Raw genomic sequence first — 24,148 nt, 5'->3', positions numbered from 1 at the left:
CCTACAATTTCCATGAAGTAACACTTTGTTGTGCCCATCATCTGGGGCCTGACGAGTGGGGCCAACGGTGTCCCTTCCATACGCACGATCAGGAGGAAGGACGTCTTCCATGACCCAAACTCTGCACACTCCCAGCTGGTCCGAACCGGACCAGCCCGAGGCTGCCTTGTCGCCGTTCAAGCGCTTCGCAGCCCTGCCGGAGGCCGCCGGGCTCTACAACCCCGAGCAGGAGAAAGACGCCTGCGGCCTTGCGATCATCGCAACCCTCCGCGGCGAGCCCGGGTACGACATTGTTGACGCCGCACTCACCGCCCTGCGCAACCTCGAGCACCGCGGTGCCGTGGGCGCAGACGAGGGCACCGGTGACGGCGCCGGCCTCCTGATGCAGATCCCGGACGAGTTTTTCCGGGCGGTCACCGAGTTCGAACTTCCCGCTCCCGGCCAGTACGTTGCCGGCACCGCGTTCCTGCCTGCGGAACAGCGCGAAGCCGATGCAGCGAAAGCAGGCATCGAGGGCCTCGCCGCGGACGAGGGCCTGAAGGTCCTTGGCTGGCGCGAAGTGCCCGTCGTCGCCGACCTGGTGGGCGCCATGGCCCGTGCCTGCATGCCCTACTTCTCCCAGCCCTTCCTGGCGTCCGCCACGGGTGAGGAACTGGACCGCAACGAGCTCGATGCCCGCGCCTGGCGGATCCGCAAGCGCGCCCAGAACAAGTTCGGCGTCTACTTCCCGTCGCTGTCCTCGCGCACCATCGTGTACAAGGGCATGCTCACCACCGCCCAGCTGGAGCCGTTCTACCCGGACCTCTCGGACAAGCGCTTCAAGACCAAGCTGGCGATTGTCCACTCGCGCTTCTCCACCAACACGTTCCCGTCCTGGCCGCTGGCGCAGCCCTTCCGCACCATCGCCCACAACGGCGAAATCAACACGGTCAAGGGCAACCGCAACTGGATGCGCGCACGGCAGTCCCAGCTGGCCAACCCGCTGCTCGGCGACTCGCCCGAAGAGCTGTACCCCATCTGCACGCCCGGCGCCTCTGACTCCGCCTCCTTCGACGAGGTGGCGGAACTCCTGTGGCTCTCCGGCCGCCCCATCACGCACGCGATCATGATGATGATCCCGGAGGCATGGGAGAACCACGCCACCATGGATCCGGCCCGCCGTGCGTTCTACGAGTACCACTCGCTGCTGATGGAGCCGTGGGACGGCCCCGCCGCCGTTTCCTTCACGGACGGCAACCTCGTGGGCGCCACCCTGGACCGCAACGGCCTGCGCCCGGGCCGTTTCTGGATCACCGAAGACGGCCTGATCGTCTTCGCCTCCGAGGTGGGCGTCATCGACGTCGAACCCTCCAAGGTGGTCAAGAAGGGCCGCGTCTCGCCCGGCAAGATGTTCCTGGTGGACACCGACGCCGGCCGCATCATCGACGACGAAGAGGTCAAGGCAGAGGTCGCCGCCGCCAACCCGTGGGCGGACTGGGTCAAGGACAACCTGATCGACCTCAACGACCTTCCCGAGCGCGAGCACGTGGTCCACACCGCCGCGTCCGTGAACATCCGCCAGCGCACCTTTGGCTATACCACCGAGGAACTGAAGATCCTGCTGGGCCCGATGGCCCGCACCGGTGCCGAACCCTTGGGCGCCATGGGCTCCGACACCCCCGTGGCCGTGCTGTCCAAGCGCCCCCGGCTGCTCTTCGACTACTTCGTGCAGTCCTTCGCGCAGGTCACCAACCCGCCCCTGGACGCCATCCGCGAAGAGCTGGTCACCTCGCTGACCTGCGCCATCGGCCCCAACGGCAACCTGCTGGACACCAAGCAGGTCCGCCAGCCCCAGGTCCAGCTGCCGTTCCCCGTGATCAACAACGACCAGCTCGCCAAGATCGCCAACATCGAGGACGCCGACGGCAACCGCGTGGCCATGAAGGTCCGCGGCCTGTACCGCCCCGAGGGCGGCGAGAACGCGCTGCGCGCCCGGCTCACCGAAATCTGCGAGCAGGTTTCCGGTGCGATCAACCGCGGCGTGCAGTACATCGTGCTCTCGGACCGTGACTCCAACGCGCAGTGGGCACCCATCCCGTCGCTGCTCCTGGTCAGCGCCGTGCACCACCACCTGCTCCGCAGCGCGAACCGCACCAAGACCGCCCTGGTGGTCGAGGCCGGCGACGTGCGCGAGACGCACCACGTGGCCGTGCTCATCGGCTACGGCGCCTCCGCCGTGAACCCGTACCTGGCCATGGAGTCGGTGGAGCAGCTGATCGCTGCCGGCGACGTCACCGGCGTCACCCCGCAGGACGGCGTGTACAACCTGATCAAGGGCCTTGGCAAGGGTGTCCTGAAGATCATGTCCAAGATGGGCATCTCCACTGTTGCCTCCTACACCGGCGCCCAGACGTTCGAAGCACTTGGCCTCGGCCAGGAGCTGGTGGACGAATTCTTCGCCGGCACCCACTCGCAGCTGGGCGGCGTCGGCCTGGACGTCATCGCCGCCGAGGTCTCGGCACGCCACCAGATGGCCTACCCCGAGGGCGGCATCGAGCAGCCCCACCGCCCGCTGCTGGGCGGCGGCGAGTACCAGTGGCGCCGCGACGGCGAACCGCACCTGTTCAACCCGGAGACGGTCTTCCGGCTGCAGCACGCCACCCGCGAACGCCGCTACGACATCTTCAAGGCGTACACCAAGGGCGTGGACGACCAGTCCACCAACCTGATGACGCTGCGCGGCCTGCTGAAGTTCAAGAACGACCGGCCCGCGGTTCCGCTCGAGGAAGTGGAGCCCGTCTCCAGCATCGTCAAGCGGTTCTCCACCGGCGCGATGAGCTACGGCTCCATCTCGCAGGAGGCACACGAGACGCTGGCCATCGCCATGAACCGGCTGGGCGGCAAGTCCAACACCGGTGAGGGCGGCGAAGACGTGGACCGCCTGATGGATCCGGAGCGCCGCTCCGCCGTCAAGCAGATCGCCTCCGGCCGTTTCGGCGTGACCAGCCTCTACCTGACCAACGCCGACGACATCCAGATCAAGATGGCCCAGGGTGCCAAGCCCGGCGAAGGCGGCCAGCTGATGGCGCAGAAGGTCTACCCGTGGGTGGCCAGGACCCGCCATTCGACCCCCGGCGTCGGACTCATTTCGCCGCCCCCGCACCACGACATCTACTCGATCGAGGACCTCGCGCAGCTCATCTACGATGCGAAGCGTGCCAACCCCTCGGCCCGGGTGCACGTGAAGCTGGTGTCGGAAGTCGGGATCGGCACCGTGGCGTCCGGCGTGACCAAGGCGAAGGCCGACGTCGTGCTTGTCTCCGGCCACGACGGCGGAACCGGCGCCTCGCCGCTGAACTCGCTCAAGCACGCCGGTGTTCCGTGGGAGCTCGGTCTCGCCGAGACGCAGCAGACCCTGATGCTCAACGGCCTGCGCGACCGCGTGGTGGTGCAGGTTGACGGCCAGCTGAAGACCGGCCGCGACGTTGTGATCGCAGCCCTGCTGGGCGGCGAGGAGTTTGGCTTCGCCACGGCCCCGCTGGTGGTGGAAGGCTGCATCATGATGCGCGTCTGCCACCTGGACACCTGCCCGGTGGGCGTTGCAACGCAGAACCCGGAGCTTCGTGCCCGGTTCAGCGGCAAGCCCGAGTTCGTGGTCAACTTCTTCGAGTTCCTTGCCGAGGAAGTCCGCGAGATCCTGGCAGAGCTCGGCTTCCGCAGCCTGGAAGAGGCCATCGGCCACGCCGAGGTCCTGGACACCCGTGAGGCGATCGACCACTGGAAGGCCGACGGCCTGGACCTGGACCCGATCCTGCACGGGCTCGAGTTCGACGACGACGCGCCGCTGCGCAACATGACCGGCCAGAACCACGAGCTGGACAAGCACTTCGACCAGCGGCTGATCACCATGTCCACCGAGGCCCTGACGGACCGCAGCCCGGTGAAGATCACCGTGGACGTCATCAACACGGACCGCTCCGTGGGCACAATGCTCGGCCACGTGGTCACCAAGACCTTCGGTACCGACGTGCTCGCCACGGACACCATCGACGTCACGCTGAACGGCACCGCCGGCCAGTCCCTGGGCGCCTTCCTGCCCGCAGGCATCACCCTGCGGCTGTACGGCGACTCGAACGACTACGTGGGCAAGGGCCTCTCCGGCGGCCGGATCATCGTCCGCCCGGACCGCACCAATGTGTTCAAGGCGGAGACCAACGTCATCGCCGGCAACGTCATCGGTTACGGCGCCACCAGCGGCGAGATGTTCCTGCGCGGCCAGGTGGGCGAACGGTTCCTGGTCCGCAACTCCGGTGCCACCGCCGTCGTCGAAGGCATCGGCGACCACGGCTGCGAGTACATGACCGGCGGCCAGACGCTGATCATCGGCCGCACCGGCCGCAACTTCGGCGCCGGCATGTCCGGCGGCACCGCCTACGTCCTGGACCTGGATACTGCCAAGGTCAACAAGGACGCCCTGCAGTCCGGCGAACTACAGCTCCGCGAGCTGGACGCCGAGGACCGCGACATCGTGCACGGCCTGCTGGTCAAGCACGTTGAAGAAACTGACTCCCAGCTGGCGGCGCGCCTCCTCGCAAACTTCGATGACACCGCCGCCCGCATTACCAAGGTGCTGCCGCGCGACTACGCGGCAGTGCTGCAAACCCGTCTCGACGCCATCGAAGAGGGCCTTGACCCGGACGGCGAAGAAGTATGGTCTCGAATCCTGGAGGTGACCGGTGGCTGATCCACGCGGATTTCTGAAAGTACGCCAGCGTGAAACCCAGCCGCGCCGTCCCGTTCCAGTCCGCATCATGGACTGGAAGGAAGTGTACGAAGCGCAGGAAAAGGGCACCCTTAAGGCCCAGGCCGGCCGCTGCATGGACTGTGGCGTTCCGTTCTGCCACCAGGGCTGCCCGCTGGGCAACCTGATTCCCGAGTGGAACGACCTCACGTGGCGGGACAAGGGCGAGGAAGCGATCGAGCGCCTGCACGCCACGAACAACTTCCCGGAGTTCACCGGCCGGCTGTGCCCCGCCCCCTGCGAGGCGTCTTGTGTGCTGGGCATCAACCAGCCCGCGGTGACCATCAAGCAGGTTGAGGTCGCCATCATTGACGAAGCGTGGGACAACAACTGGGTCCACCCGCTGCCGCCGGCGCGCCTCACCGGCAAGACGGTCGCCGTCGTCGGCTCCGGCCCTGCCGGCCTGGCCGTGGCCCAGCAGCTCACCCGCGTGGGCCACACCGTTGCCGTGTACGAACGCGATGACAAGATCGGCGGCCTGCTGCGGTACGGCATCCCCGACTTCAAGATGGAAAAGGAGCAGGTGGACCGCCGCGTCGAGCAGATGAAGGCGGAAGGCACCCGCTTCCGGACCGGCGTCGCCGTCGGCACCGACGTGACGTGGGAGCAGCTGCGGCGCCGCTACGACGCCGTCGTGGTGTGCACCGGCGCAACTGTTCCGCGCGACCTGCCCATCCCGGGCCGCGACCTGGACGGCATCCACTTCGCAATGGACTACCTGGTACCGGCCAACCGCGCGGTGGCGGGGGAGACCATCGAAAACCAGATCCACGCGCAGGGCAAGCACGTGGTGATCCTCGGCGGCGGCGACACCGGCGCCGACTGCCTCGGCACTGCGCACCGGCATGGTGCGGCGTCCGTGACCACGCTCGCCATCGGCAAGCAGCCGCCGGCCGAGCGCGCCAGCCACCAGCCCTGGCCGACGTTCCCACCCTGTTCGAGGTGGCCAGCGCCCACGAGGAAGGCGGTGAGCGCACGTACCTCGCCTCCACCGTTGAATTCGTGGGCGAGGACGGCAAGCTGACCGGCGTCAAGGTCGCTGAAACTGAATTCGTTGACGGCAAGCGCCTGCCGAAGGCCGGCACGGAACGCATCATCCCCGCGGACCTGGTGTTCCTGTCGCTGGGCTTCACCGGCGCGGAGCCGGCGGGCATCACCGAACAGGTGAACGCCGAGTTCGACGGCCGCGGCAACGTGGCACGCGACGGCTACTACATGACCAACACCGAAGGCGTGTTCGTGGCCGGCGACGCCGGCCGCGGACAGTCGTTGATTGTGTGGGCCATCGCCGAGGGTCGTGCGGCGGCTGCCGCCGTGGACAAGTACCTGATGGGAAGCACCATCCTTCCCGCTCCCGTCGCGCCGACGGACCGCGCCATCGCCGTCCTCTAGCGCTGCACCCCGCGGGCAGAAGTTCACCCCCCGCGACAACTTAACCAATGCAAGTGACCAATAGGGTAGGTATATGAGACGCGCAAAAATTGTGGCTACTTTCGGCCCCGCAATTGCCAGCTATGAAAACACCCTCGCGGTGCTGGAAGCAGGTGTTGACGTCGCCCGGATGAACATGAGCCACGGCGACTACACCGTGCATGACAACACCTACGAAAACGTCCGCAAGGCTGCAGCGGACCTGGGCAAGGCCGTGGCCATCATGGCCGACCTCCAGGGTCCCGAGATCCGCCTGGGCCGTTTCGTCGACGGCCCGCACGCCCTCGCCGTTGGTGACACGTTCACCATCACCACCGAGGATGTTCCCGGTACCAAGGACATCTGCTCCACCACGCTGAAGAGCCTCACCGAGGACGTCAACGTGGGCGACGCCCTGCTGATCGATGACGGCAAGGTTGCCCTGCGCGCCGTGGCCGTCGACGATGTCAAGGTGGTCGCCGAGGTGACCGTGGGCGGCATGGTGTCCAACAACAAGGGCATCAACCTGCCCGGCGTGGCCGTCAACGTTCCGGCGCTGTCCGAAAAGGATGAAGAGGACCTGCGCTGGGCGATGCGCCGCGGCGTGGACCTGGTGGCACTGTCCTTCGTCCGTGACGCCTCGGACATCACCCGGGTGCACGAGATCATGGACGAGGAAGGCCGACGCGTGCCGGTCATCGCCAAGATCGAGAAGCCGCAGGCTGTTGAGCAGCTGCCGGAGATCATCGACGCGTTCGACGCGATCATGGTGGCCCGTGGCGACCTCGGCGTGGAGCTTCCGCTGGAGGAGGTGCCGATCGTGCAGAAGCGCGCCATCGAGCTGGCACGCCGCTGGGCCAAGCCGGTCATCGTGGCCACCCAGGTCCTGGAGTCCATGATCGACAACCCGCGCCCCACCCGTGCGGAGGCCTCCGACTGCGCCAACGCCGTGCTGGATGGTGCCGACGCCGTCATGCTGTCCGGTGAGACCAGCGTGGGCAAGTACCCGATCGATACGGTCAAGACCATGGCCCGGATCATCGAGTCCACCGAGGTCCACGGCCTGGAGCGCGTTCCCCCGCTGGGGACCAAGCCCAAAACCCGTGGCGGCGCCATCACCCGTGCCGCCGTCGAAATCGCCGACCAGCTGGACGCCAAGTACATCTGTGCGTTCACGCAGTCCGGTGACTCGGCCCGCCGCCTGTCCCGCCTCCGCCCGATCAAGCCGGTGTTCGCGTTCACCCCGGTGGAGCAGGTCTGGAACCAGCTGGCGCTGACCTGGGGCATCCAGCCAGTGCTGGTGCAGATGGTGGACCACACCGATGCCATGACCGCGCAGGTTGACCGCAGCCTCGAGGAAATGGGCCTGGTGCAGGACGGTGACCTGGTGGTTATCGCCGCCGGTTCCCCTCCCGGAAAGGCCGGTTCCACCAACTCCCTGAAGGTGCACAAGGTGGGCGACCTTGCCGACTCCACCCGTGCGGGGGACGTCCTCAGCAACAAGGAAAAGCTCGGCCCCTGGCCGGAAAAGAAGAAGAAGGCTTAGCCCTTCTGACCACGAAAAGGACCCCTGCCGGCTGGCAGGGGTCCTTTTTGGTGCCTGGGCTGGAACCCGGCAGGACGCCGTCGTGCGTTACCTGCCGGGACTCCGGGGTCAGTTGACCTGGTTGATAATCGTTTCGGCGACCTCGCGCATGCTCAGGCGGCGGTCCATGGAGGTCTTCTGGATCCAGCGGAACGCTTCGGGCTCGGTGAGGCCCATCTTGGTGGTGAGGAGGCTCTTGGCGCGCTCCACGAGCTTGCGGGTGGCGAACTGCTCCTGCAGGTCCGAAACTTCGCTTTCGAGGGCCTTGATTTCCTCATGCCGGGAGAGGGCGATCTCCAGTGCCGGGATGAGGTCAGCCGGAGTGAAGGGCTTCACCACGTAGGCCATGGCGCCGGCGTCGCGCGCGCGCTCCACGAGTTCCTTCTGGGAGAACGCGGTCAGCAGCACCACGGGGGCGATGCGGGCCTTCACGATCTTCTCTGCCGCCGAGATACCGTCCATGACGGGCATCTTGACGTCCATGAGGACCAGGTCCGGCTTGAGTTCCTCAGCGAGCTGGACGGCCTTCTCGCCGTTGTCCGCCTCACCCACGACGTCGTAGCCTTCGCCGCGCAGGATCTCGATGATGTCGAGGCGGATGAGGGTCTCATCCTCGGCAACAATGACGCGGCGCGCCGGCTGGGACGTGGGCTTGGACTCCGTCTGTTCAGTCACGGGATCTCCTTGAAAAGGTACGGCGGGACATCACTATCTTAGGTGCCACCGCGGCTGTACTTGGCTTGCATGGTCATCCGCGGCGTCGGCGGCGCGATTCTGGAATTCAGCCTATCTGCATGTAGAGTAATTCCGCGTACGTGAAGCGATCGCGTTGCTCACAGTCAGCTGTGGGCGTACTTTGTTGCTCAACGTATTCCGCGCCCGAGTGGCGGAATTGGCAGACGCGCCGCACTCAAAATGCGGTATCGAAAGGTGTGTGGGTTCGAGTCCCACCTCGGGCACGGCATATCCCCTCGTCAGAGGGGTTTTTGCTTTGACGTGTGTGCAAAGCTTGGTCGCGTCGTCTGACGGGTTGTGTCGCGGGCTTTGGCCAGGCCGTGGCCTATTCAGGTGTGTGGGTGGCGGGTCCAGGACTCTGGCTGGTGGGGCCTCCGCCTGCTATGACTGCTTTCTTGCGCTTCCTCGTTCCGGTTCTTTGATTGGTCAGGTTCGGCCAACACCTGTCCATGGTCCAGGGGAGCGGGAGCGACATGATTGCGGCCGTTTCGATCTAGGGCGTCCTGCAAAGCAGTTTCAAGGCGGCTAGGCGCAGACATTCGCCGGCATTCGTCCTGCCAAAGGTTGTGTGGACAGTGTCCACACTTACGGCCGGTTTATGCAGGGGTCGGCAGCGTCGCGTCCAGTATCAGGTTTGGCCCCGATTCCTTGCGTCCATGTCGGAAAAGGCGAAACCGACTGAGAGGCTGACGCCCCGGCAACCACAGCCGGACGTCAGGTTGTGGTGTACTGGATGGCACAGTCGGCGAAGCCGCGCGCCACCAAGACGGGTTGGCGCAGCGGGTGCGCAGGTGTTGCTTGTCCGCGTTCGGACGGCGGGCCTCAACGGTTGAGATGCTTCCTTGGGGGTGCCCCTCCCATGCAGTTCGAGGCAGAGCATTTGTCGGCGCAATCGTGGCTTGTTACAAGGTCGAGCTGCGCGCTGCCGTGTTGTCCTCGCCAGTCCATATGGCCCGCTCCACCACGGGCCTGGTGACTCGCCACGCAGGGAGAATGGATCGCGACGCACCCAGCGTTGATCAGCAGGTCGTTTGGCTGCCCACGCGGGACTCGGAGCTGCAATCATCGAATTCATTCGGATCGTCCGGCACAGGGTCGCCGCGATCATCTAGCGGCTCTGGGCCCGACACTGCCGAGGGATCGACGCGTTCCCGGCCTGAGGAGGGTCGGAATCCAGGAGCTCTTTCGCTGCCTGGAACTGCTTAATACTAGGCATGTTCTACAGAAACTCTTGATAGTAGAGAGGTCCTCCAATAACATCGGTCGCGTTGAGACGCACGTCACCAGGCGAAGGAACGCCTCGTCCTAAGTTCGTGCACCAAGAAAAAGGAAGCTGATGAAAACTCCCATGCTCTCTATCGCCCTTCCCATTTGGGGTGAGGGCGATCGAACACCGACTGTCTCATCGCTCCTGGCGGCGATCGACGCCGCAGAGACTGCAGGCTTCGATCGGGTCGTTGTCTCAGAGCACGTGGTCTACGGTGACGACACCAGCGAGTACGGCAATCCCGCAACTGGTGGTACGGAAGGTGGGCGCCAACCAACGAGTCCTGACGGGCTCTGGCTGGAGCCGATGACGGTTCTTGCGATGGCCGCTGCCAGAACGACTCGGGTGCGGCTCGGCACGACTATCCTGCTGGCCCCCCCTCCGTCGGCCTGCGATCCTGGCCAAGACCGCCGCGACCCTAGACTACCTGTCGCTCGGGCGATTGGATTTAGGTGTCGGTGTGGGCTGGCAGCGAGCGGAGTACGAGGCCTGTGGGCTCGACTTCGGTAAGCGCGGTCGTGCGCTTGACCAATCTCTGGAAATCTGCCGCCGGTTTTGGGACGAGAACGTGACGAGTTTCGAGAGCGAAGGCCTCGCCTTCGAGAACCTGCACATGATGCCCAAGCCGATTCAGAAGCCCTTGCCGATCTGGATCAGCGGCACCCTCAATCCCGCAGTAGTGAGGCGCCTGTCGCGCTATGGGCAGGCGTGGTTGCCGTGGGGAGACGAAGCAGTGAATTTAGGCGCGTCAATTCCCGCGATGCGCAGTCATGTGGAAGAAGCCGGGAGGGATGCTTCCTCCATCGGTGTTGTCGTCCGGACCCAGGTGGTGCGATCGACCGACGGAGGAGTCGACGCGCTCGCCACGGCACAGGAGGCTGCGCGCCTGGTAGACCTCGGCGTGACCGATGTCGTGTTGGCGCCGCCAGGTCTGGATGTCCCCACGGGTCGCGTGATCGGCGACGAGGAGATGGCGGTGGCGATGAAGGAGCTCGTCGATACCTTCTGGCGAACTTACTCTGGTTGAGCCGATCGGGATAAAGTGCAACTCACCAAGCGGTTTCGCCGCGGGCGGCCGCTGTGCAGATGGCGCGCCGGGACATGAGTTGGCCCACGTTTCATCTCTCCGTACTGCTCCTTGACCACCTGCCGACGGTGGTCAAGGAGTGCAGGACATCGCAGACTTGGAACGGCGTCCGAGTACGGCCCAGGAGACTGAGCTCCCCTCCACGGTGCGGTGTCCGGTGATATCGGTCAGCAACCGTTCAGGCGGTGGTGGTGAGTTCACGCTGCCCCGGATCGTTAGTGCCGATGTCCGGGGGCTGCGGTTCAGGTACAACGTCTGACCGCAGGTGACGAAGGAACTGGGCCTGGGCCGGCATACTCGTGCAGTCCTGCTGCCGGCCGCCCATGTGTATTGTCCACAGACGTCAGGGACACTCGCCGTGGCTAAGTGACACAAGAAGCCCTCGAATGGAGTGGAGCTCGTCTCAGACTTCGATTCATAAGGAGGTCTTCAGTGTCCCGTGATAAGGCGCTCCAGATGCCGAAGGGTATGCTCCGGGCTTGCCTGGTGCATAGTCGAGGACGGTTGGCCGCTGTGCAGTGCCGCGATCAAGGTCAACCGCCGGTGGGGTATGGCACGGATCGCCTTTCTGCTGGGCATCCACCCCTTCGACGGTGCACCGGGTGCTGTCCTGGTTCGTGTGGTCCGTCTTTCCTGGCTGGACCGGGCCAGGGGCAGGGTTATACGCCGGGCGACGAACACGCCCCACTCGCGGATTTGGTCCACGTGGACTCCAAGAAGTTCGGCCCGATCTGATACGGCGGCCACCGGGTCACCGGCCGGGCCGCGGCTGAGATGGAACAAGGCCGGCGCGGACCCGAACCGGACCAAGATCAGCACTCCCAGCTCGCCTAAGCGAAATCCTGATTGATGAGAAGACGGACACCGTGGCCGGATTCTGAGAGCGCGCCAACGCCTACTTTGAATCCTGCGGAATCGTGTTTAGACGGGTGCTGACCGATAACGGCTCCTGCTACCGCTCCCGCCCCTACTGGCCCCACACCAACGGCAAAGTCGAAGCACAAGAGCTCCATGCTCGATGAATGTGCCTACACCAAACCCTATGAATCAGAAACCGAGCGTGTTGCCGCTTTCGCCGACTCGCTCCATCACGACAATCACCACCGAGACCGCACTTCACTTAGAGATCAGCTTCCGATTAGCCGCGTTACCGACCTCTAAGTCAACACACCTAGGACTTTGCAGCTGACAATGTGGAAGCAGCATCTAAGACGGCTGCTGCAAGATTGGCGCTGGTCTGGACATCGTTCATCCACAGCGGCACGACAACCGGATGGACTCCGGCACGGGCGATAGGATCAGAAAGCCTCGCGTCGGCGCTGTCAATGAGCCAAGCATCCAAAACGCCGCCCTCGGAACGCGCACCATAGTGCAAGGCCACGGCATCCGCGCCGGTCCTAACGCCGACGGCGGCCAAGCAGGCCTCCGCCATGCCCCTCACGGCAGCTCCGGAGATAATGGGCGAGATTCCCACGACCGGGGCCGGTGTTGTTTGGATCCCTTCCCGGATACCCGGAACGTTCATGATCGTGCCGACGGACACAACGGGATTTGACGGGGCCAAGACGACCACGTCGGCAGCGGAAATCGCTGTCAGAACGCCCGGCGCCGGGGCCGCTTCCGTGAGCCCGGCCTGTATGAACTCGCGGGCCGGGCGCTGGGCGCGGTATCGGACCCACCATTCCTCGAAGTGCACAACCTCCGGCACGTCGGCAGTAGGGCCATCCAAAACGACTTGGGTTTCAACTTCCTCATCGCTCATGGGCAGCAGCTCTATACCGATATCCCACCTGGAGGCCAGCTGCCGCGTAACGTGGCTCAACGCCAATCCCGTGCGCAGCAGATGAGAGCGGGTTATGTGGGTGCCGATATCCAGATCACCGAGGGTAAACCACGGCCAGCCAACGCCATAAGCGGTGAGCTCGGCACTGACGCGCTCCGTTTCACCGCTCCGACCCCAGCCCCGCGATTCGTCATTGACGCCGGCGAGGGCATACATCACGGAGTCCAGGTCGGGACAGACCCTCAGGCCCGTCAACCACATGTCATCGCCGGTGTTGACTACTGCGGTGATTTTTGCCGTCGTTCCGCCGGCGCCGTCCGGCATCGCCTGACGCAGATGGTGGCGCAGCCCTTTTAGGAAGCGTGCCCCGCCCACACCACCTGCGAGCACTGTGACTTTCATGCGCTAGCTCTGCCTTCTGTTAGTCGAGGATTCAACAGTTGACCTTCGTCCTGCCTCGAAGCCCTCTTGGAATCCTTCTGAATGTGCTTCTGCCGATCCGAGGCGGAACAAGTCGTCTTCCGCAGGACGAATTAGGGTCTGAGCTCCGGGCTCCTGCATCGGCCGAATGAGGTGGCCCATGCCGTGGACGACTGCGACCGGTCGGCGCGAGGTCTTGCCCAGAACAAGATTAGCTGCCCCTGCTATTTCATCCGCTACCGCTGTAACTGTGACATCCATGGTCCTATCGAAATCGTCTCGTGTACCGCGCAAATCATGAGTGACAGCCATTCCCGCAGCGCCGATAGCAAGGTCGGTTTGCCCCAAGCGCCAGGGGCGGCCCAAAGTGTCAGTGATGATCACCCCCAAGTCGAAACCGAATAACTGGCGCAGCCCGATGCAGAGTTTTCGGGCTGACGCGTCCGGGTCCTCCGGAAGAAGTAGTACCGTGCCGTCAGGCGTATTGCTCGCGTCGACGCCCGCGGCGGCGAGCACCAAACCCCACTTATTCTGGACGATTCGGGTCACGCCGCCGGGGTGTGGTTTGCTGGCGACCAATCGTACTGTTTCGGCCGTGATGGCATCCTCACGGCTGTCTGCCTGCAAAGAACGTCCTTCTGCCTTTGAGACTATTTTGCTGGTCACAACGACGATATCCCCGGCGGAAATTTCCGCTTCCACGGCGTTCCCAATCAGGGTCACCAGGTCATCGCCAGCCACGATCTCGCCAATGCCACCGATCCCAATGACCGCGACATGCTGTGGCGGCTCCTCAGCTTTACGCACTTCTAAGCCATCGAAGTTATTCTGGTTCATTCCGTGTCCCTTCAGACGCAGCCGTCTATTTTTCGAGTGTCCTGACCATTACCCGACCGCACGTGACTCCGCTGACCAGCGGTCATAGTCGATCGTCCGGACGACCACGACGCAGCCTCCCTATAGTGCGGTAGCCACTGCATCGGGGGCGACCGCCCTCGCACGCCGGGACTTCGCGGCTGCCGTGCCCTTGACTGGCACGACAATCGTCCAGGTGTCACTCATGAGCATCCATCCATCAGGAACCGGAACTAGGAACCTCTCCGCTAAACTTGACAAACCTGTGGGTTTTCCATGCTGGGACGGCCGGTAGGGGTGGCGTTCCTCGCCTCCCCGCCGTTGTGGCTCTTGACGAAACCGGCCGAAGGTCCGTTGCCTATGAACCATCCAAGCGTGGTGAGCGGCCGGTACCGCCAGCACTCCAGTGGGTCCACACATATCACACCCCTCAAGGAGGCTGGACCGACCGCGAAGTCGGCCAATGTCTCACGCGCTGCTTTACCTGTCACCTATACCCCCACCTCAACAGCACAGTCACGACAAAAGGTGTTCCCGGATTCCAGATCCTCCACAGAGCTACCCTCCGCTGAAAAGCGTTACGTAGGACTTCACCGATCATGATTCGGGGTTTGTTGACCAAGAACAGCCAGAACCACGCTTTAGCCGACGATGCGCACTCGGCACGGGCATCCTCGCATGTCGTTTGCGGCGGAGCAAGTGTTCCGTTGGGCTGAAAACCCCTGCCACAGCGTATTTATAGAGATCGACCAGTAACTGGCCGAAACATTTTGACTTTGTGATACGTCTCACCCATAGTTACTTGCATTTGCACCAAGTAACTCGGACGGAGCTGGTGCGCCTCGCCGGGGTTCTTGCCGGACCATGGCGGTCCGGTGACTCGACGGTGAGAAGAGGCGATCCGCGGCAACGATGTTGCGTTGCGGTCTGGGTTACGAACTGAGGAGAACTTGTATGAACCGCAAGGTCGGTAGTCTGCGAAAACGGCTCTGCCTTTGCCGGGGTGAGGATTCGGCGGAATTCGTCGGGTTCGCGGTGGTAGGGCCTCTGACTGCCCTGCGACATGGTTCCGGAGTGTGGCTAGGTTCGCTAGCCAGCCCGTTCACCACGACGCGAGGTGGGAGACCCTCCCCGACGCAGAGGTCTTTCCTGCATTTGACCGTTTCAAGGCATGCGACGAGGAGTCAAAATGAGCATCAGGATCGGCTATAAAGCCTCCGCGGAACAATTCGACCCGAGGACCTTGGTCGAGTATTCGGTTCTTGCCGAGGACATCGGTCTCGATTCCGTGATGGTTTCGGACCATTTCCAGCCGTGGCGCCACGAGGGCGGTCATGCCCCCTTCGCGATGGCCTGGATGGCCGCCGTGGGGGAACGTACCAGCCGGATTGTGATGGGTACCAGCGTGCTCACACCCACATTCCGCTACAATCCGGCCGTCGTCGCGCAGGCCTTCGCTACTTTGGGCTGCCTGTATCCGGGTCGGGTCATCCTGGGCATGGGCACCGGTGAGGCGCTGAACGAGGTTGCCGTCACCGGGGCCGACTGGCCGGCATTCAAGGAACGCTTCGGCCGGGCCCGGGAAGCGCTGGAACTGATGCGCCGGCTGTGGACCGAGGACAGGGTCAGTTACAACGGCGAGTACTATCGCACGGTCAATGCGACCGTCTATGACCGTCCCGCAACTCCCGTTCCGGTCTATATTGCCGCCGGCGGCCCAGTGGTGGCCCGGTACGCCGGCGCAGCCGGCGATGGCTTCATCTGCACCAGCGGCAAGGGCATGGACCTTTATACGGAGAAGTTGCTGCCGGCCGTATACGAGGGTGCTGCGGCCGCCGGACGGGATGAGGCCGGCGTGGAGAAGATGATTGAGATCAAGCTCTCGTTCGACACGGATTACGCCCTGGCACTGGAAAACACGCGGTTCTGGGCGCCGCTGTCCTTGAGCCCGGAGCAGAAAGCCGGCCTCGAAGATCCGGCGGCCATGGGCGCCGCGGCTGACGCGCTGCCCATCGAACAGGTCGCCAAACGCTGGATCGTCGCTTCGGATCCGGAGCAGGTCAGGGACCAGGTCCTGCCCTATGTGGAGGCAGGGTTCAATCACCTGGTCTTCACGCCCCGGGCCATGACCAGCGACGGTTCCTGTCCAGTTCGCTGAACACCTTATGCCGCGCCTGCGGGCACTGGGCGCAGGCGGCTCCGGTGTTTGAAAAGGGAGACCCGTGCCGTCCTTGTTATGAAGGTCCGTTATGTCTAAACAGTCCGTTCTGAATCCTGCCCCCCTCACTGATGCTCTCGCTCGTCTCGAAGATACAGGTGAGACGGACCTCGCTGGAGCGACGGCGCTCTTCGGAGCTCGAGGCGACAACCTCGACCGGTTGCTGAACGTTGCATCGCGTCTCCGCGACGACGGCCTCGCGCGCGCCTCCCGCGAGGGCATCATCACGTATTCGAAGAAGGTGTTCCTCCCCGTCACGCAGCTGTGCCAGGACCGCTGTCACTACTGCGTCTTCGTCGAGACGCCGGGCGGCCTGCTGAAGAAAGGGATCCCCACCTACCTACCGCCGGAAGAGATCCTTCGCATCGCTCGCGAGGGGGCAGCGCTCGGCTGCAAGGAGGCGCTCTTCACCCTCGGCGACCGTCCTGAGAACCGCTGGCCGGTCGCGCGGCAGTGGCTCGAGGACCACGGCTACACCTCGACCCTCGACTACATCGGCGCGATGGCCGAACTCGTGCTCACCGAGACCGGCCTCCTGCCGCATCTCAACCCCGGCGTCATGTCGTTCGCCGAGCTGCAGCGGCTCCGCCCGGTCGCCGCGTCCATGGGCTTGATGCTCGAGACCACGGCCACGCGGCTCTGGAGCGAGCGCGGGGGAGTGCACTTTGGTTCCCCGGACAAGGATCCTGCTCTGCGGATGCGGGTGATCGACGACGCCGGCCGCTCCCGGATCCCGTTCACCACCGGGGTCCTCCTCGGCATCGGCGAGAACGACGCCGAGCGCGCCGACGCCCTCTTCGCCATCCGGGCGTCGCACCAGCGGTACGGCCAGGTGCAGGAGACCATCGTCCAAAACTTCCGCGCCAAACCGCACACCGCGATGCAGAACGAGACCGACCTCGGCCTCGAGGAGTACGCCGCCGCGGTTGCGGTCGCCCGGATTGTCATGGGCCCCGACCACACCATCCAGGCCCCGCCGAACCTCAGCGGACTTTCTGAACTTCTGCTGCTGGTGCGCGCAGGCATCAACGACTGGGGCGGCGTCAGCCCGCTCACGCCCGACCATGTCAATCCCGAACGACCCTGGCCCGAACTCCAGACGCTTGCCGAGCTGACGGCGCAGGCCGGATTCACCCTGCGCGAGCGGCTCACCGCACACCCGGCCTACCTGCAGGATGCAGAAACCTGGCTGGATCCGCGCATCGTCCCCGCCGTTACCGCTCTCGCCGATCCGGTGTCCCTACTCGCTGACGAGGGCGCACGCCTGAGGCCCGCGCCCCCCGCGGCGCGCGGCCCGCGACCCCGCTCGGCGGATCCAGTTACAGTTCTTGTCGCCGCCACCGCTCCTCCTGTCGATCGCGGCGTGGCCGCCGGACTGCCACGCCGCGCCGACCCCACTGTTGTCTCCGCGCTCGCCAGAGCCTCGATCGCCCCGGAATCGCTGACGGACGCTGAGTATTGCTCCCTGCTTACCGCCCGTGGAGACGACCTCAATGCGGTAACGGCGCTGGCCGACGAGGTCCGCTCCGCAGCGGTCGGTAACACATTGACCTACGTCGTCAACCGCAACCTGGACTCGTCGCTCTACAGCAAGGGGCTCACTGACGACATGGTCCGGCGGCTGGTCGAGGAGTCCGTTACGCTCGGTGCGACCGAGATCTGTGTCCAAGGTCCGATCGACCAGGCGCTGCCGGGCACGGCCTACCTCGACCTGGCTGCGGGCATCCGCGCAGCCGGGCCCGACCTCTCACTCCACGCCTACCGCCCCACGGAGGTGCTCGACGGGGCGCGCCGGACGGGTGTTAGTGTCGATGCTTTCCTCGAAGGACTGCGTGAGGCGGGCGTAACGAGCGTTCCTGGTACCGGGGCGCGAATTTTGGACGACGGCGTGCGCGCGCTGCTGAGCGAACGCACCGATCCGCCGGTCGACGAGTGGATCCGGCCGCTCGTGGCCGCCCACCGGGCGGGTCTCCGGTCGACGGCGACGATCGTCTACGGTCACGTCGAGACGCCGCCTCAGATCGTTGCTCACCTGCGTCGGCTGACCCAGATCCAGGATGAGACTGGCGGTTTCTCGGAGTTCATCGCCATGCCGTACGTGCCGTTCGACGTGCCCTCCGGGGTGCGGGCGGTGGCTGGTGAAGGGCCTGGCCTCGAAGCCTCGCGGGCGCTCCACGCGGTCGCGCGCCTTATGCTGCACGGCCGGATAGACCACATACAGGCCGCATGGACCAAGCTCGGCTTCCACGGCGCCAGGGCCGTGCTCGCCGGGGGAGCGGACGACTTCGGCGGTCTGCTGCTCGACGGAGCGATCTGGCCGGAGGCTGGCGCCGAGGCGTACCGCGAGGCGACGCCGGAAGACGTCCAGCGGATCGCGACCCCTCTCGGCCGCGAGGCTCGGGAACGTACGACGAGCTACACACTTGTCCCACGGGGCTCCACATGATGCTTGTTGACGCCGGGACGGGCACGGGCCTGCGAGAGATCGTAACCGGAGTCGCGCAGCTGCCCGGTAAGTCCCTCGAGCCAGTCGTGATTGCAGTCGACCCGGCTGGCCTGGATCCCGAACTCGACGCTGCGCTGCCGCAATTATCACGGCGGCGTCAGGTCTTCGTAGCCGGCGCGCGAGTCTCCTCGGGCGAGCTGCCCGACCGCTTCGCGCTCCTTGTCGCGCCGGGCTGCGAGACTCCCCTCGCTGCTGACGCGCGGGTCTCCGCCCTGATCGTGCTGGGCTCCTCGGCCCCGGACGTCCGTTGCCCTGTCCTCATCATCGTCCCGGAAGGGTTGCCCGCGGCCGATTCGGCAGCCATGGAAGTGCGTTTCGCCGAGGCGGGGCATCCCGCCGAGCAGGCGCATCTCATCGACTCATTCCTGCGCGAGCCGCGGCGATACCCGGCCCACAGCACCATCCCGCGAGCCCGGCCGTGATGGAGGCTAAGGACAACCAGACCTTCGTCGCTGAAGCGGTCGACGCTGACGCCGTCGGCGAGAAGCCCGCCGCTCCCGAGCCCGTTGACACCGTCATCATCGGTGCGGGCTTTGCTGGCCTCGGCGCCGCGATCCAGCTCGCGCGTTCGGGTGAGCGGTCGTTCGTCGTCGTAGAGCGCGGGGCCGACGTCGGTGGGACCTGGCGCGACAACGTCTACCCGGGCGTCGCCTGCGACATCCCGTCACATCTCTACTCCTACTCGTTTCGGCCACGCACTGGCTGGAACTCCTTCTATGCTCCCGGGGCCGAGATCCTCGACTACCTGCAGGAGGCCGCCCGTGAGGAGGGCATCCTTCCGCACCTCCGCTTCTCGTCAGACGTGCTCGAGCTTGCCTGGGACAGCACCACCATGTCTTGGACGGTCGTTACTACGCGCCAAACATACCGCTGCCGCTGGGTTATCGTGGCGACGGGCCGGCTCTCCGAGAAGCGGATGCCTGACGTGCCGGGGCTCGACTCGTTCGCGGGCCCCGTGTTCCACTCGTCCGAGTGGCCGCGTGACCTCGACCTGGCAGGCAAACGTGTTGGGCTCGTCGGAAGCGGTGCCTCTGCCGTGCAGATCCTGCCTCGCATGGCCGAGGTGGCCGACGAGATAATTCTCTTCCAGCGGAGCGCCGCGTACGTCGTTCCCCGTGACGACCGCGCCTACACTGAAGGCGAGAAGGCCGCCTGGCGAGACGAGCCCGAATCCCTGGTCAAGCTCCGAGCGCAGATGTTCTGGGACGCCGAAACAGGTTTTGCAGCGAGGCTGGGCGCCGCGGGCCCCCTCACCGCGCTCCGCGACCGGGCGCGACGGCACCTTGAGGCGCAAATCCCCGACCCATCGCTCCGCCAGGCGCTGACACCCCATTACGAGGTCGGTTGCAAGCGCGTCCTGCTATCAAACGATTACTACCCGGCCCTAGCTCGCGAGTCGGTGCGCCTCGAGCAGTCGGCACTCACTGCCGTCGAGGGCAGCCGGGTCGCTGCCGCCTCGGGAGCGACCTATGAACTCGACGCGCTCATCTTGGCGACCGGCTTCCACTCGACCCGGCCACCAATCGCGCACAGGATCCGTGGCTGCGACGGCCGCACCCTCGACTCCGCCTGGTCCCACGGTATGGTGGCGCACAACTCCACCACCGTGGCTGGCTTCCCGAACCTCTTCGTCATTGACGGCCCCAACGCCAGCCTAGGCCACAACTCGGCCGTGCACATGATCGAGTCGCAGATCGCGTACGTTCTCGAGGCCGTCCGGTACCTGCGCAGCCACGACGTGGCGGCTTTCGACGTCCGGCCGGAGCGACAGGCAACCTACGTCGCCGAAATCGACCGTATGGCCGAGACCACCGTCTGGCTCACTGGTGGCTGTCGCAGCTGGTACGTCGACGAGCGGAGCCGCCGTCTGACCCTTCTATCGCCGGACACCGCCTCGGCGTTCCGGGAGCGGCTCGCCCGGTTCGACCCGGCCGACTACCTGCTCAACGTGCAGACTGCCTGAGCGTTTCCAGGGCCGCCGCTGTCCGTAGGCCGAGCCGCCCCTCGAGCCGTTCGACGTCCGCCCAGGTGTCGACGTCCGAACGCAGCCCCGACATATCGTCAAAATCGAGCTCGACGTAACTCACGGCGCGGTGGGCAGCACGAGAACCCTCGCCGAACGCAGGACGATGTCGCTCCGGGTTGAGCGCGGTAATCAGCGTCGTACCGGTTCCGGCGGCATCTCCGACGAACGCTAGTTCAATGGCTGAGGCGAGCCGCAGTGCGAACTCGAGCTCAGTCGAAGTGATTGCTGGCAGGTCTCCCTGGAGCACGGCAACGGGGCCAGGGCCTGCCACTTTGATCCCGTAGAGCACAGCTGCGTGCAACCCCTGTCCTGGATCCTGCACGGTTTCGGCGCCAAGGGCACGGAAACCGGCGGCAGCGGCGTCGGAGGTGACGACAACGACGCGGGCCACCAGTAATGCAACAGCCACCGTATCGAGTGCGATCGCCCGCGCAAGACCAAGATCACCACCGAGCCGGGACTTCGCGGCTGCCGTGCCCTTGACTGGCACGACGATAGTCCAGGTGTTAGTCATGGCGAGACACCTCAAGTTGTGGCCGAGCTATGCATGCCCGCTCTGCAGAGCGGGCGGGACGGGCAGCGTTCGTTTCCATATCGGAGCATTCGCGGGGGTATTGCAATGAGTCTGCCTTCGCTGGTTAATTTTGCTGGGTCGACGAAGTGCTGGATGGTACGCTCGCGGCATTAGGCAAGGACCAGTTTCGGACTGAGGCGATTGGGTCCCAGCCGGGTCCAGAGATACTTAGCGCGGAGCGGGGAGTTATAACGAGAAGTGCGAGGACTCTGGGGGAGACAGACAAACCGCACCCAGGATTGCGGGCCTGCAGTAGGAGATGCAGCCCGATACACCCAGTAACATCGGGGAAGATAGAGGGAAGCACGATCGCCGAGATACTTACGGGGGTTGGGGATCGTCCATATGCCAAAAGACGACAAAGATGCTCGAGTGGGTTGCTGCTGCCTAATCCAGATCCCGTCTCCATCCGACGCAAGGCCCAAATGCCGGCTACGGTGAAGAACAGAGGATCCTCGACAACTCTTGCCACGACCCTTTCTGGGCGAGACAACCCTGGTTAGGTGCTCTACATCTATTTTCCCGATGACGTATGCTGCGTGCCTCATGCCAGGTAACGCACCGAAAGCCGATCTGGTCGGGTCGCGACCATCCACGCCGGCTGCGGCCAGCAACGGGGGCTTCCCACCGCCCAAGGCGGCCGGAGAACGTTGCGGCGTGCTCGGGCCGCTTCGTCGAGGACGAACTGCTCCCGGACCACGGCAAGGAAGAATAGGCGCAGCGCGTGCTAGGCGAAGTCTGACGCCAAGGCCAGGCGTTCCGTGTCGCGACATTGCCGGGGAACACTAGGGCGTAGGTGCCGTTTGGGACTATAACGTTGTGCGCCTCACGGAACGCCCAGCCTTACCCGGATCATCCATTCGTGAGTAGGCTGCCTTTGACGTGGGTCGTTTTGAAGGCCGCAAGGGCCTCCGCGACGCCGTTTGCAACGTCGTTTCGGTCGTAGCCGAGCAGGGCTGCTTCTTCGGCGTCGGGCTCGTAGCGGATCCAGTTGCCGCGTCCCTGGACCATCGTGTGGCTGGGGAACACGGGGTGCTCCTCGTCGCGTGCTTCCAGTCGGACTGGGTTGCCGACCGCCTCGAAGAACAGGTTCAAATAGTCGGCAACGCTGAGGGTTTCATCGCCCACCAGATAGGCCTTGCCAGGTTCGCCGCGGAGCAGGGCGCCTTCGATCGCTTGGCTCAGCGAACGGTAGCTCATGAAGTTGGTGCCGCCGGTGGGGCGTACAACGGCGCTTCGACCAGACCCAGTGCCCACTCAAAATAGGGGTCAAGGAAGTAACTGGGCAGGCCGGGAACGCCTCCGACCATGAACGAGGGATTGACGCTGATCACGTCGAAGCCTGCTTGCCCCTCGGCCCGGGCGCCTTCGCAGGCGAGGTGACGTGAGCGCAAGTAGGGACTGTCTTTCACCAACTCCGGCGTGGCTTGTGGGTACGCGGAGCCGATCTGGACCATACGCTTCACGCCCGCCTCGCGCGCGGCACGTGCGAAGCGGGGAATACCCTCAACGTTGGCGCGAATCAAAAGCTCCTCAGCGTTTTCCGACGTCGGCAAGTGGCGCATATCGTTGCCCGCGGCGAAGACGACCGCATCGAAGCCGCGCAGCCGGTCGGGCGTGAAGTCCCTTCGGACATAATCCCCCTGCAGAAACGGCAATGTTGCCATGAGTGTATTCTTAGGCGGGGCTTTGCGGGAGGCAATTGTAATGTCATGCCCTTTGCCTTTGAGGTAACAGGCTGCATGTGCACCTAAAGCGCCTGTGCCCCCTACGACAACAATCTTCATCTTTAGTCCTATCGTCCTTGCAGTGATCGAAGTCGGCAATTTCAACAACGAATGCCGATCTTGCTTTATTGAATGTGAATCCTGTCGCGGACACCGGCGGATCCCTACTTACGTGAAGGGTGTCTCCGCTACGAGTTGGAGCGTTACCTGAAGCGCTTTCCAGTCACTAGCACTGCCCCTAACGACTTCTGGGTCACCAGTCACAATCGCTAAAGACTTTGACGCATCAGTTCCCGTTCGCGGACGCGGGCTATCGCGTGGCTAGGGCGTCCTCGGGGAGTCGACGAAAGCCCCCGACCCCGCCCTTGGTGCCATACTCTTCGAACAGCATCAGCTGCGTTGCGGAACGGTCCATGAACTCTTCCTCGTCCGCGACGATGGGGCCAGCGATCTCTGGCCGGGCGGCAATAACTGCCATCTCCTCGAGGTCTTCGCGGCGATACCAACTCTCGGTGATGACGTCGTAATCGGGTTCGCCATCCGCATGCTGGTCAAACGGGTCGAACTTTGCGTCGTCGATCCGATAATTCCGCCGGTAGTCGATTGGATGAGGGAGTAGCTCAAGAACGAGCTTGACGTGGTGGTTCTCGTAGTAGTCCCTGAACTGTTCGAGCGTCAGGCCGGGCTTGCGCTTGAAGTGGCAGATTAACTTAATCAAGGTTTGTTCTGTCTGCACGGATTCTCCACTGTAGAAGTTTGGCAAATGAAAGGTCTGAGCGCAGATACCCCGCGTGGGGCACATGGGAGCGGACTCGACGGTGAGCCTCGCAGTTGCGCCCCTACTGTGTGATTCGAAACGTTACTTTAGGCATTGTCCACTTACAAGCCCTGCCCCGTGGACTTCGTGCTGTGGGTCGTGCAATCTTACTGGAATCATCCTTAAGTAAGTCGGAAGGGCTGTCTCCGTGTCAAGCCGGCTGCTCGTCGAACCAGCAGGGAATTTGCTCCCGATCCGACCTAGCTGTGGCGATCGTCATGCAGGGCCAGCCCCCGGCTCCTGGGGGGCGTGCGTGCATCTGTCTACCAGCCGAGTTCTACCCCGCGTTGCCGCGTCCAGCTACTGCGGCGGGGGGGGGGCTTTGGATTGGCCCCGGACATTTCCGACGAACGGTAAG

Annotated in this window: 14 protein-coding genes, 1 tRNA gene and 3 pseudogenes; 11 read left to right on the top strand and 7 right to left on the bottom strand. The window is 64.4% G+C overall.

Annotated features, from left to right (window positions below):
- Window positions 1-109: 109 nt before the first annotated feature.
- The 3 genes and pseudogenes from gltB to pyk all read left to right on the top strand — a co-directional run bounded on the left by gltB (window position 110) and on the right by pyk (window position 7,736).
- Window positions 110-4,723, top strand: coding sequence for a glutamate synthase large subunit (gltB, locus tag ACPEE0_RS11320; RefSeq protein WP_424574521.1), 4,614 nt, complete (start codon window positions 110-112; stop codon window positions 4,721-4,723).
- Window positions 4,716-6,172 (top strand): annotated as a pseudogene (locus ACPEE0_RS11315) (glutamate synthase subunit beta). The gene gltB and the pseudogene ACPEE0_RS11315 overlap by 8 nt, the downstream one beginning before the upstream one ends.
- 73 nt (window positions 6,173-6,245) lie before the next feature.
- Complete coding sequence (gene pyk, locus ACPEE0_RS11310) at window positions 6,246-7,736, top strand: pyruvate kinase (protein WP_424574520.1); 1,491 nt, start codon at window positions 6,246-6,248, stop codon at window positions 7,734-7,736.
- A gap of 108 nt (window positions 7,737-7,844) precedes the next feature.
- On the opposite strand, the gene ACPEE0_RS11305 is transcribed toward pyk, so the two are convergent.
- Window positions 7,845-8,450, bottom strand: coding sequence for an ANTAR domain-containing response regulator (locus tag ACPEE0_RS11305; protein ID WP_009358190.1), 606 nt, complete (start codon window positions 8,448-8,450; stop codon window positions 7,845-7,847).
- Window positions 8,451-8,652: 202 nt separating this feature from the next.
- On the opposite strand from ACPEE0_RS11305, the gene ACPEE0_RS11300 reads away from it, so the two are divergent.
- The 4 genes and pseudogenes from ACPEE0_RS11300 to ACPEE0_RS11285 all read left to right on the top strand — a co-directional run bounded on the left by ACPEE0_RS11300 (window position 8,653) and on the right by ACPEE0_RS11285 (window position 12,025).
- Window positions 8,653-8,734, top strand: a tRNA-Leu gene (locus ACPEE0_RS11300).
- 1,112 nt (window positions 8,735-9,846) lie between these two features.
- The gene (locus ACPEE0_RS11295) at window positions 9,847-10,287 is read left to right on the top strand and encodes an LLM class flavin-dependent oxidoreductase (protein ID WP_424574519.1); all 441 of its coding nucleotides are present in this window, start codon (window positions 9,847-9,849) and stop codon (window positions 10,285-10,287) included.
- Window positions 10,172-10,804, top strand: a complete 633-nt coding sequence (locus ACPEE0_RS11290) for an LLM class flavin-dependent oxidoreductase (protein ID WP_424575273.1) — start codon at window positions 10,172-10,174, stop codon at window positions 10,802-10,804. The genes ACPEE0_RS11295 and ACPEE0_RS11290 overlap by 116 nt, the downstream gene beginning before the upstream one ends.
- 492 nt (window positions 10,805-11,296) lie before the next feature.
- Window positions 11,297-12,025: pseudogene (locus ACPEE0_RS11285) on the top strand (IS481 family transposase).
- A gap of 10 nt (window positions 12,026-12,035) precedes the next feature.
- Here the strand turns inward: ACPEE0_RS11285 and cofD are convergent.
- Both cofD and cofE read right to left on the bottom strand, forming a co-directional pair.
- Window positions 12,036-13,049, bottom strand: coding sequence for a 2-phospho-L-lactate transferase (gene cofD, locus ACPEE0_RS11280; protein ID WP_354176317.1), 1,014 nt, complete (start codon window positions 13,047-13,049; stop codon window positions 12,036-12,038).
- Window positions 13,050-13,052: 3 nt separating this feature from the next.
- Window positions 13,053-13,904: a coenzyme F420-0:L-glutamate ligase gene (gene cofE / locus ACPEE0_RS11275; RefSeq protein ID WP_009358193.1), complete on the bottom strand. Its 852-nt coding sequence runs from the start codon at window positions 13,902-13,904 to the stop codon at window positions 13,053-13,055.
- 1,207 nt (window positions 13,905-15,111) lie between these two features.
- Here cofE and fgd point away from each other — a divergent pair.
- The 4 genes and pseudogenes from fgd (at window position 15,112) to ACPEE0_RS11255 (ending at window position 20,609) form a co-directional block, all read left to right on the top strand.
- Window positions 15,112-16,132: pseudogene (gene fgd / locus ACPEE0_RS11270) on the top strand (glucose-6-phosphate dehydrogenase (coenzyme-F420)).
- A 168-nt stretch (window positions 16,133-16,300) separates the two neighbouring features.
- Window positions 16,301-18,586 carry a 7,8-didemethyl-8-hydroxy-5-deazariboflavin synthase CofG gene (cofG, locus tag ACPEE0_RS11265; protein ID WP_354176321.1) on the top strand — a complete coding sequence of 762 codons (2,286 nt, stop codon included), beginning with the start codon at window positions 16,301-16,303 and terminating at the stop codon, window positions 18,584-18,586.
- Window positions 18,583-19,068, top strand: a complete 486-nt coding sequence (locus ACPEE0_RS11260; protein WP_009358195.1) for a hypothetical protein — start codon at window positions 18,583-18,585, stop codon at window positions 19,066-19,068. The genes cofG and ACPEE0_RS11260 overlap by 4 nt, the downstream gene beginning before the upstream one ends.
- Window positions 19,068-20,609, top strand: coding sequence for a flavin-containing monooxygenase (locus ACPEE0_RS11255; RefSeq protein ID WP_424575272.1), 1,542 nt, complete (start codon window positions 19,068-19,070; stop codon window positions 20,607-20,609). The genes ACPEE0_RS11260 and ACPEE0_RS11255 overlap by 1 nt, the downstream gene beginning before the upstream one ends.
- Here the strand turns inward: ACPEE0_RS11255 and ACPEE0_RS11250 are convergent.
- From ACPEE0_RS11250 to ACPEE0_RS11235, 4 genes are all read right to left on the bottom strand, one after another.
- The gene (locus ACPEE0_RS11250; protein WP_009358197.1) at window positions 20,590-21,186 is read right to left on the bottom strand and encodes a 2-phospho-L-lactate guanylyltransferase CofC; all 597 of its coding nucleotides are present in this window, start codon (window positions 21,184-21,186) and stop codon (window positions 20,590-20,592) included. The two genes, ACPEE0_RS11255 and ACPEE0_RS11250, sit on opposite strands and share 20 nt — an antisense overlap.
- A 912-nt stretch (window positions 21,187-22,098) precedes the next feature.
- Window positions 22,099-22,446 (bottom strand): hypothetical protein, encoded by a 348-nt coding sequence (locus tag ACPEE0_RS11245; protein WP_424574518.1) that lies wholly within the window; start codon window positions 22,444-22,446, stop codon window positions 22,099-22,101.
- Window positions 22,443-23,033, bottom strand: coding sequence for an NAD-dependent epimerase/dehydratase family protein (locus ACPEE0_RS11240; protein ID WP_424574517.1), 591 nt, complete (start codon window positions 23,031-23,033; stop codon window positions 22,443-22,445). The genes ACPEE0_RS11245 and ACPEE0_RS11240 overlap by 4 nt, the downstream gene beginning before the upstream one ends.
- Window positions 23,034-23,283: 250 nt before the next feature.
- On the bottom strand, window positions 23,284-23,709 hold the full coding sequence (locus tag ACPEE0_RS11235; RefSeq protein ID WP_009358199.1) for an EthD domain-containing protein: 426 nt from the start codon (window positions 23,707-23,709) through the stop codon (window positions 23,284-23,286).
- Window positions 23,710-24,148 lie beyond the last annotated feature (439 nt).

Source organism: Arthrobacter sp. SD76 (genome assembly GCF_049726125.1).
Lineage (GTDB): Bacteria > Actinomycetota > Actinomycetes > Actinomycetales > Micrococcaceae > Arthrobacter > Arthrobacter nitrophenolicus.
This window is presented reverse-complemented; position numbering and strand designations above follow the sequence as displayed.